Consider the following 13,293-nt stretch of genomic DNA (forward strand, 5'->3'; position numbering starts at 1 on the left):
GCGCTCGCTGCGACGTGTCGTCGAGGGGGCCGGGCGCCTCGCCATCGAGGCCCCGGAAAGAGTTACACCATCACGACCTGATTGCGCCCGTTTCGCTTGGCCTGGTAGAGGCCGGTATCGGCGGCCTCGACGAGACGACTGAAGTTCGCGTCAGCATCGGGCACGATCACTGCGCCGCCAATGCTGATGGTGACGAACTGGCTTGTGGGCGATCCGGTGTGCGGGATGCGCAGCGATTCAATCGCGCGTCGCACCTTCTCCGCCAGCAGGCGCGCGCCGCCTGGCGACGTTGCCGGCAGGATCATCGAAAACTCTTCGCCGCCAAAACGCGCAGGCAGGTCCGCAGGGCGTGCGCAGTTCTCGCGGATCACCGCCGCCACGCGGCGCAGCACTTCGTCACCGGCCACGTGCCCGTACGTATCGTTGTACGCCTTGAAGGCATCGACGTCGATCATCAGCAAGGCCAGCTGGGTCTGCTCGCGCTGCGCACGCTTCCATTCCGCGCCGAGGTATTCGTCGAAGTAGCGGCGGTTGGACAAGCCCGTGAGGCCATCGGAATTGGTGAGCCGCTGCAGTTCGAGGTTGGTTTCCAGTAGCTGTTGCTGGCTCTGGCGCAATGCGCGGTAGGCTTCGTCACGCTGCAGCAGGTTCAGGTACGAGCGCGAGTGATAGCGAATACGGGCCACCAGTTCGATCGTGTCCGGCAGCTTGACCAGATAGTCGTTGGCCCCCGCGGCAAATGCCGCGCTCTTCATCGTCGGCTCTTCCTTGGTGGACAGCACGATGATGGGGATATCGCGCGTGCCCGGGTTTTCGCGATAGCGGCGCACCAGCGTCAGCCCGTCCGTACCGGGCATGACCAGGTCCTGCAGGATGACCGTGGGCTGCGTGCGCTCGGCCACGGCCACGGCATCGTCGGGCTGGGCGCAGTAGTGGAAGTCGATGTCCGGCTCGCCCGCCAGCGCCCGACGGATGGCCTCGCCGATGATGGCCTGGTCGTCGACCAGCAGCACCATCGCCATGTATTCGCTGCTGGCCGCCCTGGCCGCGCCATGGGTCGCGCCAGGGGTTGCGCTATCGGCCGCCGCACCGGCCGGATCATTGTGTCTTGGCATGTTCCGCATCCTGTTCTTGTCTTTCTTCGGGGTCCCTGTGCCATTCCCGTCGCCCGTTGAAGCGGGACCCCGTCGTGATGGCTGAATTCCCAACCTCGCTATGTCGGCGGGCAAGCCGCGCCGGCGCGTCGGCCGCCAAAGGCCCGCACCAGTCGCGCGGCAATCAGCGGCAGCGGCAGGATTTCACTGGCTGCGCCCATCGCCGCCGCGGCCTTGGGCATGCCGTAGACGGCGCTCGTCGCCTGGTCCTGTGAAATGGTCAGGTAGCCGCGGTCACGCATCGCCTTGAGGCCCGCCGCGCCGTCGCGGCCCATGCCGGTCAGCAGCACGCCCACGGCCTCGCCGCGCCAATGCTCCACCACGCTTTCAAAGAACACATCGATGGACGGCCGGTACAGGTAGTCGCCGGGCTCGGGCGTGTAGGCCATCCGCGCCCCCGCCACCAGCCGCAGGTGGTCGTTGGTGCCGGCGAGCACCACCGTGCCCGCCTGGGGGGGCTCGCCAGCACGCGCAATGCGCACCGGGAGCGCGCATTGCGCATCGAGCCACTCGGCCATGCCCGGCGCAAACGCTTCGTCCACATGCTGCACGGCGACGATCGCCGCGTCGAAGTCCGCCGGCAGCGCCCCAAGCAGCTTGGCCAGCGCGGCGGGTCCGCCCGCGGACGCGCCGATGGCCACCAGTCGCGGAGCGGCGGGGGCCCGCGTGGCAGCGGTCAGCGATGGCGGCGCGGCCGCGCGTCCGCCCAGCAGTCGCGCGATATTCCGGATCTTGCGCAGCAGCGGGCCGGCGGCCAGTTGCGCGTCGGGCTCCGCCAGCGTGGGCGTGTCCACGGCATCGATTGCGCCGTGGCCCATTGCGGCAAAGACCTGGTTGGCGTTGCGGCCCAGGTCCATGGTCACCACCACGATGGCGCATGGCGAGTCCGCCATGATGCGACGCGTGGCCTCCACGCCGTCCATGACCGGCATCAGCAGGTCCATCAGGATCAGGTCCGGCGTATGGCTTGCGGCCAGTTGCACGGCCTGCTCCCCATCGCCGGCGACCCAGATGATCTCGTGCGTGGCGTCCAGCGCGATGGCGCGGCGCAGGGCGGCCACGGCCAGCGGAGAATCGTTGACGATCCCGATCTTCATGCGCGTGCCTCCCCGATGAGGTCCTGCACTGCGTCGAGCAGTGCGGTGTCGTGGAAACTGCCCTTGGCCAGATAGTAGTCCGCGCCGGCCTGCAGGCCGCGCTCGCGGTCTTGCTCGCGGTCCTTGTACGAGACGATCATGACGGGAAGCTGGGCAAAGCGCGCTTCGGCCCGGATGCGGCTCACCAGTTCAATGCCATCCATGCGGGGCATGTCGACGTCGGTGATGACGAGGTCGAACGGCTCCGCACGCAGCACGTTCCAGCCGTCCATGCCGTCGACCGCGACCACGACGTCATAGCCGCGCCCGGCCAGCAGCTTGCGCTCCAGCTCGCGTACGGTGAGGGAGTCGTCCACCACCAGCACGCGCTTGCGGCGCACGAGCGTGGCTTCGGTGCCGGCCTGGCGCACGCGCTCGATACGGCCCTCCGACACCAGCTTCTCGACGGACCGCTGCATGTCCTCGACGTCGAAGATCAGCACTGGCGTGCCGTCGTCCGTGAGGCTGCCCGCGGCGATGTCCTTGATCTTGCCGAGTCCCTGCGCCAGCGGTTGCACCACCAGCATGCGCTCGCCGAGCATGCGATCGACGGCGATGCCATAGACGCGGTCCTGTTCGCCGATCACCACGACGGGCACAGCATCGCCGTCCTGTGGATGCTCGGGCCGCTGCAGCAGCTGGGCCGCGCTGACCAGCCCGACGGGACGGCCGTCGTAGCGGAAATGCTGGTGCTGCTCGATCTGCTCGATGTCGTCGCGGCGCACGGCCATGGCGCGCAGCACGTGGCCCAGCGGAAAGGCGTAAGCCTCGCCGGACACCTCCACCAGCAGCGCGCGCACGACGGACAGCGTGAGTGGCAGCTCCAGGTGGAAATGCAGGCCGGTGCCGGGTTGCTGCGACAGCCTGAGGCTGCCGCGCACGGCGCGCACCATGTCCTGCACGGCATCGAGTCCGACGCCGCGTCCGGAGACTTCGGAAACCGTTTCGCGCAGGCTGAAGCCCGGCAGCAGCAGGAACTCGAGCAGTTCCGCCTGCGACAGGCGCGCCGCCGTTTCCACTTGCGCCAGCCCGCGCCGCACGATGGTGGCGCGCAACGCCTCGAGGTCTACGCCCGCGCCGTCGTCGAAGATCACGATCACCAGCCGCCCGGCGTTGTGGCGCGCGTGAAGCGAGATGCGACCCTCCTCGGGCTTGCCCGCGGCCCGCCTGACCTCCGGCGCCTCGATGCCATGATCCACGGCGTTGCGCAGCAGGTGGGCCAGCGGTGCATCGAGCTGTTCCAGGATGTCCCGGTCCACCTGGGTGTTTTCACCGGATAGCGAAAGGTGCACCGTCTTGCCCAGTGACCGGCCCAGGTCGCGCACCATGCGCGAGAAGCCGGTGATGCCGTCGGACAGCGGACGCATGCGGCACGACAGCGCCGTGTCGTAGAGCCGGCGCGAGAGCCGGCTCGCGCGATGATCGTACTGGTCGAATTCCGCCACGCGCTGCGACATCTGCCCGTGGCTGTCTTCCAGGATCTGGCGCGCGTCGGCCAGCGCCGCACGCAGGCGTGGCACGGTGCCATCGGGGCTGGCCAGCAGCGCCTGGATGCCGTCCAGCGCCTGCAGGGCGCGCATCTGTTGCCGCCGCGCCTGCTGCATCGCGCTGCCAAACGGGCGCAGCCAGTGCGACTCGACCATCGCTTCACCGGCCATGGCCAACAGGCGGTCAAGGCGATCCGCGTTGACGCGCAGCGTCCGCTCCTGGCCATCCGTGGGATCGGCGGGCGCGGCGGCAGGCGGCTCCGGCGCACGCAGGGTGGCCGGCGGGATGACGGCCGGAGTGGGCGCGAGGTCGGCCGTTGTGGCTGTCGCTGCGGCCTCGACGGTTGAGGCAGCCGGGGGCGTTTCGGCCACGATCGTGGCTGACGCCGGCGCGGGCATCGTCATGGCGTTGTCGAGCGGCGCGCCCATGCGTGCGACATAGGCGTCGATCTCGGCCTTGCCGTCACGCTCCGCCCAGTTGACGTCACCACCGGGAGGATGGCCAATGCGCTGCAGCAGGTCGGTGCCCTGCAGCAACGCGTCGATGTGCGCCGGTGTCAGCCGCAATCCGCCGCGCTGCGCGGCCTCCAGGCAATCCTCCATGACATGCGCCACCCGCACGCCGCCATCGAGTCCCACGATGCGCGCGGCGCCCTTGAGCGAATGCGCGGCGCGCATGCAGGCCTCGAGGTGAATGGCGGCCGCCGGGTCGCGCTCCAGCGCCAGCAGGCCCGCGTTCAGCACCTCGGCCTGCGATTCGGCCTCCAGCGCGAAGAGGTCCAGCATCGACGCATCGCGCAATTGTTCCGGATTCATGACAGGCTCCGCGACAACGCGTGCCGCAACAGGCCGGCATCCAGCAGGCCGACCGTATGGCCTTCATGCTCGAACAAGGCTTGCGTGTAATGGGCGGAGGCGCGTGCCAGGGTGGCCGGCAACGGCATCAGCGCGGCGGCGGGCACGCGCCGGACGCCGGCGACTTCCGACACCGGCAGCGCGATGGCATTGCGCCCCTGGCCCAGGATCAGGAACCGCGCCGCGCGTTGCGTATCGCCCTTGTTGTCGGTCTTGTCGCTTCCCCGGTCGGGCTTGCCTCCGGCTTCGGTGCCGCCGAACAACAGCGCCAGCGAGACACAGGTCAGCAGCGCGCCGCGCACGGCGGCCACCCCGACCAGCGCGGCGTGGCGACGCTGCGGCAGCGAGTGCACGGGTGCCGGCGCGGTGACTTCACCGAGCACGGCAGTCGGCAGTGCCAGCCATTCGTCGCCCACGCGGAACACGACGCACGACTGGCCGGCCGCGCGGTCCGCCTGCGCATCGCCGGCGTTGGCGGCATCCAGTGCTTCAGGGTCCGCCAGCTGGCCGGCCGACAGCGTGTCGAGCAGCGTCACGGCGGCCTGCGCGTAGGTCGGGCAATTGCGGCAATGGATGTGGGTGGCCAGCAGCGGGCAGGAGCCGTCGCCGGAGACGCCGATACGGCGCCAGCAGGCATCGAGTCCGGCGGCAAGGGAGGGCGGGGCGGTCAGGGGTTCAGCCATGGCTTACACGGGCATGACGTTGGGCGCGCTCGCGCAGGCGGTGCGCGCCCGCGGCGTCGCCTTCGCTGTCGAGCAAAGCGGCCAGATGATAGAGCGCTTCCTCGTGGCCGGGGTCCAGATACACGGCCTTGCGATAGGCGGCATGCGCGTCCGCCGCGTGGCCGGAGGCGTCGTGCAGCACGCCCAGCAGGCAATAGGCATCGGCGGACGGGCCGTGCGCGGCCAGGTGGCGTTCGCAAGCGGCCGTGGCGGCGGGCAGTTCGCCACGATCGGCGAGGGCGGCGATGGCGGAAAGGGCATCGGCATCGCGCGACGGTGCGGGGGCCGGAGCGGTGGCGACGTGTGCAGCATGTGCGAGGTGTGCGGCGACTTGCGGCGTGCGTGCCACCGCGCCATGCGGTGGCCGTATCCGCGCGATCCCGCCGGACGGCATGCGAGGCGCGGCGGGCACGGCAGGCAAGGGTATCGCGGACGCCGCAGCCGGCTGCAAGGGCGGCCGCGCCGCCTGGGGATGAAAGGCGAACGCCAGCGGAATGCCCGCGCCGGATAGCCCTTCGCGCGTGAGCAGGCTCGCCTCGGCCGGACCGACGAAGATCATGCCGTCCGGCGTTGTCAGCCGGGTCAGTGTTTTCACGGCGCGCTGCTGCGTGTCCGGGTCGAAATAGATCAGCAGGTTGCGGCAGAACACCACGTGGTAGGCCGGCTCGCTGGCCAGCAGCACCGGGTCGAGCAGGTTGCCCTGCAGCAGCCGCACCTGGGCATGTACCTTGTCCGCGATACGGTAACCGGCCGCGACGGGCGTGAAGTAGCGATCGCGGAAATCCAGCGGGCTGCCACGGAATGCATTGTTGCCGTACTGCCCGGCGCGCGCACGTTCCAGCGCACGTGCGCTGACATCCACCGCATCCACGCGAAAGCGCTCGGGCGGGAGCCCCGCGTCCAGCAGGGCCATGGCGATGGAGTAGGGTTCCTCGCCGGTCGAACAGGGCACGCTCAGCACGCGCAGCATCGGCACGTCACGGCCGAACACGCATTGCGCCGCAAAGCGGCCGAGCGCCAGCAGCGCTTCGCGATGGCGGAAGAACCACGTTTCTGGCACGACCACGGCCTCGATCAGGGCCTGCAGCTCGTCGGGCACCACGTGCAGCAGGTTCCAGTAGCTCGTGGTGTCGTGCGTGCCCACGGCGACCTGGCGCTCCTGGATGGCGCGCGCGATGACGCCGGCGCCAACGGAGGCCGCGTCGAGTCCGATGCGTTCCTTCAGCAGGGCCTCGATCGGGGTCTGGGGGTGCGGGGCGTCCGTCATGCCGGGGCCGATTCGGGGAACAGCAGCGCGTGGACCGCATCGGGCAGCAGCGCGGACACGCGCACCCATTGCACCAGTCCGCGTGCGTCATGGCGCACCGGACCCAGATACCGTGCATGGGCGGGATCGATGCCGCCATCGACGAACGACGCCGCATCGCAACGCAGGGTTTCGGTCGCGTATTCGAGCCGCAACCCCAGCAGGCGCGTTGGCGCATCGCTATCCGCCTCGGGGCGGCGATAGTGCACCAGCGCCGTGCGCGTGCTGGTCCGTGCCGCCGCGGGCGTGCCGGTGGCCAGCGCGCTCATGTCGATGACCGGCACGGGCTGCCCGTGCCGGACCATCAGCCCGCTCACCCAGCCCGGCGCGCCGGGGATCTGTTTCACCGTGGTCAGCGGCAGCACCTCGGCCACCTCCGCGGTGTCGATCGCGTAGTGGTCGGTGCCAATGCGGAACAGCAGGAACAGTGTCATGTCGGGGGAGCGGGGGAGCAGGGCGGGGCTCGCTCAGACCCTGAAGCGCGAGACGCCGCTGCGCAGCTCGTTGGCCACCAGCGTCAGTTCGTCGATGGCCTGACCGGACTGGCGCAGCGATTCCACGGTCTGCTGCGCGGCCTCCGACAACTGCATGAGCGCCTGATTGATCTGCTCGGCACCGCCGGCCTGGGCCTGCATGCCTTCGTTGACCATCTGCACGCGTGGCGCCAGCGACTGGATCTGGCCGATGATCTGCGACAGCTGGTCGCCCACCTGCGTCACCTCGGACATGCCGCGGCGGACTTCCTCGGAGAACTTGTCCATGCCCATCACGCCGGCGGCCACGGCCGACTGGATCTCGCGGACCATCTGTTCGATGTCGTAGGTCGCCACGGCGGTCTGGTCGGCCAGCCGGCGGATTTCCGTGGCCACCACGGAGAAGCCGCGGCCATACTCGCCGGCCTTCTCGGCCTCGATGGCCGCATTCAGCGACAACAGGTTGGTCTGGTCGGCCACGCGGGCGATGGTGGTGACCACCTGGTTGATATTGCCGGCGCGCTCGTTGAGCGTGGCCAGGCGCGTGTTGACCGATCCTGCGGCTTCCATCACGTGGTGCATGGTGGCTTCCATGCGCGACAAACCGACCTGCCCCGTGCCGGCCAGTCCCGCGGTCTGCTCGGCGGCATGCGACACCTCGCCCATGGTTCGCACCAGGTCGCGCGCGGTGGCGGAGATTTCGCGCGAGGTGGCGCCGATCTGGGTGGTGGTGGCCGCGGTCTCGGTGGCCGTGGCCTGCTGCTGGCGCGCGGTGGCGGCGATCTCGTTGACCGAGGTGGTGACCTGGATGGCGGAGCGCTGCGCCTGGCCGACCAGCGACGTCAGCTCGCCGGACATCTGGTTGAAGCCTTCCTCCACGGCCAGGAATTCGTCGCGGCGTTCCAGGGCCATGCGCTGGCGCAGGTCGCCGCCGCGCATGGTGGTCAGCAGGGACACGATGGAGCGCATCGGCACGGTGATCGCACGCAGCAGCAGGAAGCCGCAGATCGCGGCGGCCAGCACCGCAATCGCCAGCGAGGCCTCGATATTGGTCTTGGCGGCCGTCACGGAGCCGACAATGCCGGCCGCCGCGCGGTCGTTGACGGCGTTGTTGTCGTCCACCAGCATCTGCAGGGTCTTGCGGCCATCCAGCCAGATGTCGTGCGCGCTGCCGCGCAGGGCGGCCTCCGCGGCGGTCGTATCCTTCCATTTGGCCGGATCCAGGTAGGACTGCGCGGCCTGGTCATACCTGGCGCGAATTTCCCGGAATGTCCGGAAACGGCTGCGATCGTCATCGCGGATGATGGTCGCTTCATACAACTGCTCCAGGCGATCCAGGCGCGTGGTGGCGTCCCGCGTCTGGGCGAGCAGCCGGGTGCGCTCCGCGCCGTCCTGTGCCGTCACGGTCTGCCATGCCAGGACATAGATCTCGCCCCAGATTCCACGCATGGCGGCGCTGTAGTTGAGCCCCGGCAGCGCGTCGGTGCGCATGATCGTGGTCTCGCGCTCGATGGCGGACAGGCGGTTGTAGGCCACGACGCTCATCAGGGTCATGACCAGCAGGATGAAAGTAAAGCTCGCCAGGATGCGCGTGCGAATGGTCCAGTGTTTCACGGTCGGGTTCGCGAGGATTTTCTTGTTGGGCCGCCTGGCATGGCCGGCGGCAAGGCGCCATCACCCAGTGGGGGGAACCCTGTTGCGGGTGGCTGGCAATTGCGGCGTAGGGTACTGTAACGCCCCGGTCATTTCAACGACGGCTGCCGGCCCGCCAGGCCGCGCCGTTGCGCGCTCGCGCCGAAAAACCGAAGCGCTTGATTTTTCCATGGTTTTCGTCACACTTGCCAAATAGCTTGAGCGGGAACCATGTTCATCACAACTGATAAGGCAGGGATGGTGGCCAAGTCGGAGGCACAGGCGACTGGCGCTTTGCCGCCGGCGGATATCGATCCGCTGACCGGCGTGGCCGCCCGCCAGGCATTCTTGAAGCGACTGGAGGCGCGTCTGCAAAGCGAGCCGACGCCGCGCTTTGCCCTATTGCTGATTGGCATCGACGATTTCCGCGCCTTCAATGACATGCACGGCCATGCCGAGGGCGATGCCATCCTGCAGCATGTGGCCCGTCGCCTGCGCGATGCGTCGCCGCGCGATGCCGTCATCGGACGAGTGGGCGGCGACGAATTCGGTGTGCTGCTGACTTCCATCTCGGACCCCACGCTGGTGCGCCATGTGAGCGCCGCCATCCTGTCGATGCTGTCCGCCCCCCATGAACTGAATGGCCGCCGGCACCACGTGCTGGCCAGCGTTGGCGCCTGCGTGATGCCAGCCGGGGGCGATACCTCGTCCGACGTACTGGCCGCCGCCAGCCTGGCGCTGGCCCGGGCCAAGCACGATGGCGGACGCACCATCCGCTTCTTCAAGCCGCAGATGCGCACGGACGTGACGACGCGGCTGTCGCTCGTCCAGGCGCTGCGCGAGGCCTACGCCCAGCGGCAGTTCGAGTTGCTCTACCAGCCGCAGGTGGATCTGCGCGATGGACGCGTGGTCGGGGCCGAGGCCCTGATGCGCTGGCGCCATCCCACGCTGGGCCTGCTGACCCCGGCGGCGTTCATCGACGCGCTGGCCGTCAGCAGCGTGGCGGGCGACGTGGGGATGTGGCTGCTGCACACGGCTTGCGCGCAGGCCCGTGCGTGGTCGCTGACGTTCGAGGAGCCGCCGCGCGTCGCCATCAACCTGTTTGCCGCGCAGCTGGCGGAAAGCCGCCTGCTGACCGAAGTGCGCCACGTGCTGCGCGCGCTGGAACTGCCGGCATCCCTGCTCGAAATCGAGATCACCGAGACCATCGCCCTCCAGCAGGGCGACGAGGTGTCCGACCAGCTCCAGGCCCTGCGCCGCGACGGCGTGACGCTGACCTGCGACGACTTCGGGACCGGCTATGCGTCGCTGAGCTTCCTCAAGACCTTTCCGGTCGACCGGCTCAAGATCGACCAGTCCTTCATCCGCAACGTCACGCACGATGACGTCGACGCCGCCATCGTCCGCTCGGTGATCAACGTGGGCGAAAGCCTGCGCATCGGCGTGGTGGCCGAAGGGGTGGAGACCGCCGAGCAGCGCGACTTCCTGCTGGCCAACCGCTGCGTGGAAGCGCAAGGCTACTTTTATGGCCGGCCCATGCCGCCGGACCGCCTGACGGATTTCTTGCGCAACCAGCCGCGCTAGACCGCCTTCGCCGCACCGCAGCAGCGCGGTGCGTCAGCCGCACACCGGTCGCGCCCCAGCAGCGCCTCAGCCGTACGCCAACCGTGCGCCAACCGCGGCAGCGCCGCGTCCGGGCGGTCGTCGGGCGCGTCGTCCGGCCGCACCTTCCGGCCGCGTCGTCTGGCCGATCTTCCCGAATCTGTCGATCCACCTGCAAGACTTGTTTCCGCCTTTGTCCGGTCCGCGCCGGTAAGCCCGACGCGCCGGCTTGCGGCCCGGCCCGCCGGGCGGCTCGCGCGGTCGCCCGGGGCCCGCGGGGCCGTGGCAGGGGGAAATATGCGCTTACAAAGTCCGGTCTGCCGCTGGCGTCCTCCGCCGTTTATCCGTTATAGGGTGACAATATGATGACGCTCGCCTGGCGGGCGTCCGGAACAAGGTAAGACACGATGCAATCCCTTTTTCGCTTGGCGGCGGGTCGATGGCCCCGCGTGGCTCCGCTGGCCGGGCTCGGCCTGGCCGTGCTGCTGGCCCATGGGCTGGCGCGCGCGCAGGACTACGGCCCGCCTGGCTATAACGTGCCGCCGGACTACAACCTGCCGGGCTATGCGCAAGGGCCCGGCGATGCCTCCGTGCTCGGCAATCCCGACGCCGTGGCGCAGACCGCCGATCCCTCTTCCCGGGTCGCCACGCTGACCGATGTGGCCGGCAACCTGAGCTTTGCCCCGGCCGGATCGGACGAATGGGCTGCCACCGGCCTGAATCGCCCGGTCACGACCGGCGATCGCCTGTGGGTTTACCCGGGCGGCCGGGCGGAGCTGCACGCTGGCTCCACGGCCGTGCGGCTGGGCGGCGCCACCGCTGCCACGGTCCTCAACCTCGACGACAACACCACGCAGATCAAGCTGACGCAGGGCACGCTGCAGTTGCGCGTGCGTGCCTTGCCGCAAGACCAGCAGGTCGAAATCGATACCCCGAATCTGGCTTTCGTGCCGCGCGAGCCCGGCGACTACCGGCTTGATGTGGCACCGGACGGCAGCACGACACTGGTCAGCATGCGACATGGCAGTGCCGTGCTCTACGGCGACAGCCGCTCCGTCGAGATGACGCGCGGCCAGCGCATGCGCTTTGCGGGGTCCGACCTGGCCGATGCGGGACAGGGCGCGTATCCGGCGCCGGACAGCTTCGACCAGTGGACGGCGGCACGCGATGCGCGCGAGGACGATTCCGTGTCCGCGCGCTATGTGCCGCGCGACATGACCGGCTACACCGCGCTGGATGATTACGGCGACTGGCAGCAGGACGCCGGCTACGGCGCGGTGTGGTTCCCGCGTGCCGTGCCGTCGGGCTGGGCGCCGTACAGCACCGGCAACTGGGTCTGGGTGGCGCCGTGGGGCTGGACGTGGGTCGATGACGCGCCGTGGGGTTTTGCCCCGTCACACTATGGCCGCTGGGCGCACTTCGGCAACCGGTGGGGCTGGGTGCCCGGTCCTGTCAGCGGGCGTCCGTGCTATGCGCCGGCGCTGGTTGCCTTTGTCGGCGGCGCCTCCGCGACCATCCGCATTGGTGGCGGCCCGGGCGTGGCGTGGTATCCGCTCGGACCGCGTGACGTTTACCGGCCGGTGTACCGCGCCAGCCCGGGCTATATCACCCGGATCAACAACGTGACGGTCAATCGTTTTGGCGACCGGGGCGATCGAGGTGATCGCGATCGGGACCGCTGGGCAAATCGCAATGTGCCGGGTGCGATCCACGGCATGCCGGCGCGCAGTTTTGTCGAGGGCCGCCCGGTGCCACGTGGCAACCAGCGGGACGAGTGGCGGCACTTGCCGATTGGCGAGGGTGGCCATGGCGCGCCGCCGATGGCGCCGGTGAAGACGAGCCTGGTCGGCGGTGCGCCGGTGCGGGCCTTGCCGCCGATGGCGCGTGAAGGATTCGAGCGTCAGGCAATCGCCGCCCGACCGCCGGGTCGCGTGGCGCAGGATGATCTGGCGCGGCGGTTTGCCCGCGAGGGGGGCACGGCTGGCGCCGGGCCTGCATGGCGCGGTCCGTCGCCGGCATCCCGGCAGGAAGCGGACCGGCGCGGACGGCAGCAACCGACGCAGGGCACGCCGTGGCAGCCGGACGTTCGCCTGAGCCAGGCGGCGCAGGCGGCACACGAACGTCGGGGGCAGATCGGACGGAATGACGGACGGAATGGCCAACCCGGTCAAAACGGCCAGCCTGGTCAAAACGGCCAGCCGGGCCAACCCGGGCGCGACGGCCAACCCGGCCAGCCCGGACGAGATGGGGCGCGGGCGTTTGTCGGCCAGGGTGGTTCACCGGGCGACGACAACAGCCGCGGCTGGTCCACGCGTCCGGACCAGATGCGTGGCTTGCCGCCGGAAGCGCAGCGTCAGCAGCAAGCGCTGCAACGGCAGCAACTGGATCAGCAGCGACAGTTCCAGGAGCAACAGCGTCAGTCGTCGGATTTCCAGCAACGTCAGCAGCAGGCGCTCCAGCGCCAGCAGCAGGATCAGCAACGGATAGAGCAGCAGCGGCAGGGGCAGGATCAGCAGCGTCGCCAGCAGTTCGACCCGCAACATCAGGCACAGGACCCGCAACGCCAGTTCCAGGATCAGCAACGCGAATCCGCGCAGCGGCAACAGTTCGACCAGCAACGGCAGGCGCAAGACCAACAGCGTCAGCAGATGGATCAGCAACGGCAGGCGGCGCAGCGTCAGCAGCAGTTCGATCAGCAACGGCAAGCACAGGAGCAACAGCGCCAGCAAATGGATCAGCAGCGGCAGGCGGCGCAGCGTCAGCAGCAGTTCGACCAGCAACGGCAGGCGCAAGACCAACAGCGCCAGCAAATGGATCAACAGCGGCAGGCGGAACAGCGCCAGCAGCAGTTCGATCAGCAACGGCAGGCGCAGGAGCAACAGCGCCAGCAGATGGATCAGCAGCGGCAAGCGGCGCAGCGTCAGCA

The 13,293-nt window shown here is 69.3% G+C and carries 9 protein-coding genes; 2 read left to right on the forward strand and 7 right to left on the reverse strand.

Features of this window, described 5'->3' with window-relative positions:
- Nucleotides 1-62: 62 nt before the first annotated feature.
- The 7 genes from BLR29_RS12870 to BLR29_RS12900 all read right to left on the reverse strand — a co-directional run bounded on the left by BLR29_RS12870 (nucleotide 63) and on the right by BLR29_RS12900 (nucleotide 8,747).
- Nucleotides 63-1,115 carry a response regulator gene (locus BLR29_RS12870; RefSeq protein ID WP_369804601.1) on the reverse strand — a complete coding sequence of 351 codons (1,053 nt, stop codon included), beginning with the start codon at nucleotides 1,113-1,115 and terminating at the stop codon, nucleotides 63-65.
- Nucleotides 1,116-1,213: 98 nt separating this feature from the next.
- Nucleotides 1,214-2,251 carry a chemotaxis response regulator protein-glutamate methylesterase gene (locus BLR29_RS12875; RefSeq protein WP_092137380.1) on the reverse strand — a complete coding sequence of 346 codons (1,038 nt, stop codon included), beginning with the start codon at nucleotides 2,249-2,251 and terminating at the stop codon, nucleotides 1,214-1,216.
- On the reverse strand, nucleotides 2,248-4,593 hold the full coding sequence (locus BLR29_RS12880) for a hybrid sensor histidine kinase/response regulator (RefSeq protein WP_092137381.1): 2,346 nt from the start codon (nucleotides 4,591-4,593) through the stop codon (nucleotides 2,248-2,250). The genes BLR29_RS12875 and BLR29_RS12880 overlap by 4 nt, the downstream gene beginning before the upstream one ends.
- Complete coding sequence (locus BLR29_RS12885) at nucleotides 4,590-5,315, reverse strand: chemotaxis protein CheW (RefSeq protein ID WP_092137382.1); 726 nt, start codon at nucleotides 5,313-5,315, stop codon at nucleotides 4,590-4,592. Before BLR29_RS12885 ends, BLR29_RS12880 begins: the two co-directional genes overlap by 4 nt.
- A complete protein-coding gene (locus BLR29_RS12890; RefSeq protein ID WP_092137383.1) occupies nucleotides 5,308-6,621 on the reverse strand; it encodes a CheR family methyltransferase in 1,314 nt (437 codons plus the stop codon). The genes BLR29_RS12885 and BLR29_RS12890 overlap by 8 nt, the downstream gene beginning before the upstream one ends.
- Nucleotides 6,618-7,094, reverse strand: a complete 477-nt coding sequence (locus tag BLR29_RS12895) for a chemotaxis protein CheW (RefSeq protein ID WP_092137384.1) — start codon at nucleotides 7,092-7,094, stop codon at nucleotides 6,618-6,620. The genes BLR29_RS12890 and BLR29_RS12895 overlap by 4 nt, the downstream gene beginning before the upstream one ends.
- 33 nt (nucleotides 7,095-7,127) lie before the next feature.
- Entirely contained in the window at nucleotides 7,128-8,747 is a 1,620-nt protein-coding gene (locus BLR29_RS12900) for a methyl-accepting chemotaxis protein (protein ID WP_092137385.1), read from the reverse strand.
- A 276-nt stretch (nucleotides 8,748-9,023) separates the two neighbouring features.
- Here BLR29_RS12900 and BLR29_RS12905 point away from each other — a divergent pair, with 276 nt between their 5' ends.
- Both BLR29_RS12905 and BLR29_RS12910 read left to right on the forward strand, forming a co-directional pair.
- Complete coding sequence (locus BLR29_RS12905) at nucleotides 9,024-10,349, forward strand: putative bifunctional diguanylate cyclase/phosphodiesterase (RefSeq protein WP_092137386.1); 1,326 nt, start codon at nucleotides 9,024-9,026, stop codon at nucleotides 10,347-10,349.
- 425 nt (nucleotides 10,350-10,774) lie between these two features.
- On the forward strand, nucleotides 10,775-13,293 hold a 2,519-nt coding region (locus BLR29_RS12910; protein WP_092137387.1), incomplete at its 3' end, for a DUF6600 domain-containing protein.

The sequence above is a fragment of the Cupriavidus sp. YR651 genome, from assembly GCF_900101625.1.
In the GTDB taxonomy this organism is placed as follows: Bacteria; Pseudomonadota; Gammaproteobacteria; order Burkholderiales; family Burkholderiaceae; genus Cupriavidus.

Coding starts and splice junctions, on each gene's coding strand:
- BLR29_RS12885 (WP_092137382.1), bottom strand. CDS start 5,315: ATGGCTGAACCCCTGACCGCCCCGCCCTCCCTTGCCGCCGGACTCGAT.
- BLR29_RS12890 (WP_092137383.1), bottom strand. CDS start 6,621: ATGACGGACGCCCCGCACCCCCAGACCCCGATCGAGGCCCTGCTGAAG.
- BLR29_RS12880 (WP_092137381.1), bottom strand. CDS start 4,593: ATGAATCCGGAACAATTGCGCGATGCGTCGATGCTGGACCTCTTCGCG.
- BLR29_RS12870 (WP_369804601.1), bottom strand. CDS start 1,115: ATGCCAAGACACAATGATCCGGCCGGTGCGGCGGCCGATAGCGCAACC.
- BLR29_RS12905 (WP_092137386.1), top strand. CDS start 9,024: ATGGTGGCCAAGTCGGAGGCACAGGCGACTGGCGCTTTGCCGCCGGCG.
- BLR29_RS12875 (WP_092137380.1), bottom strand. CDS start 2,251: ATGAAGATCGGGATCGTCAACGATTCTCCGCTGGCCGTGGCCGCCCTG.
- BLR29_RS12895 (WP_092137384.1), bottom strand. CDS start 7,094: ATGACACTGTTCCTGCTGTTCCGCATTGGCACCGACCACTACGCGATC.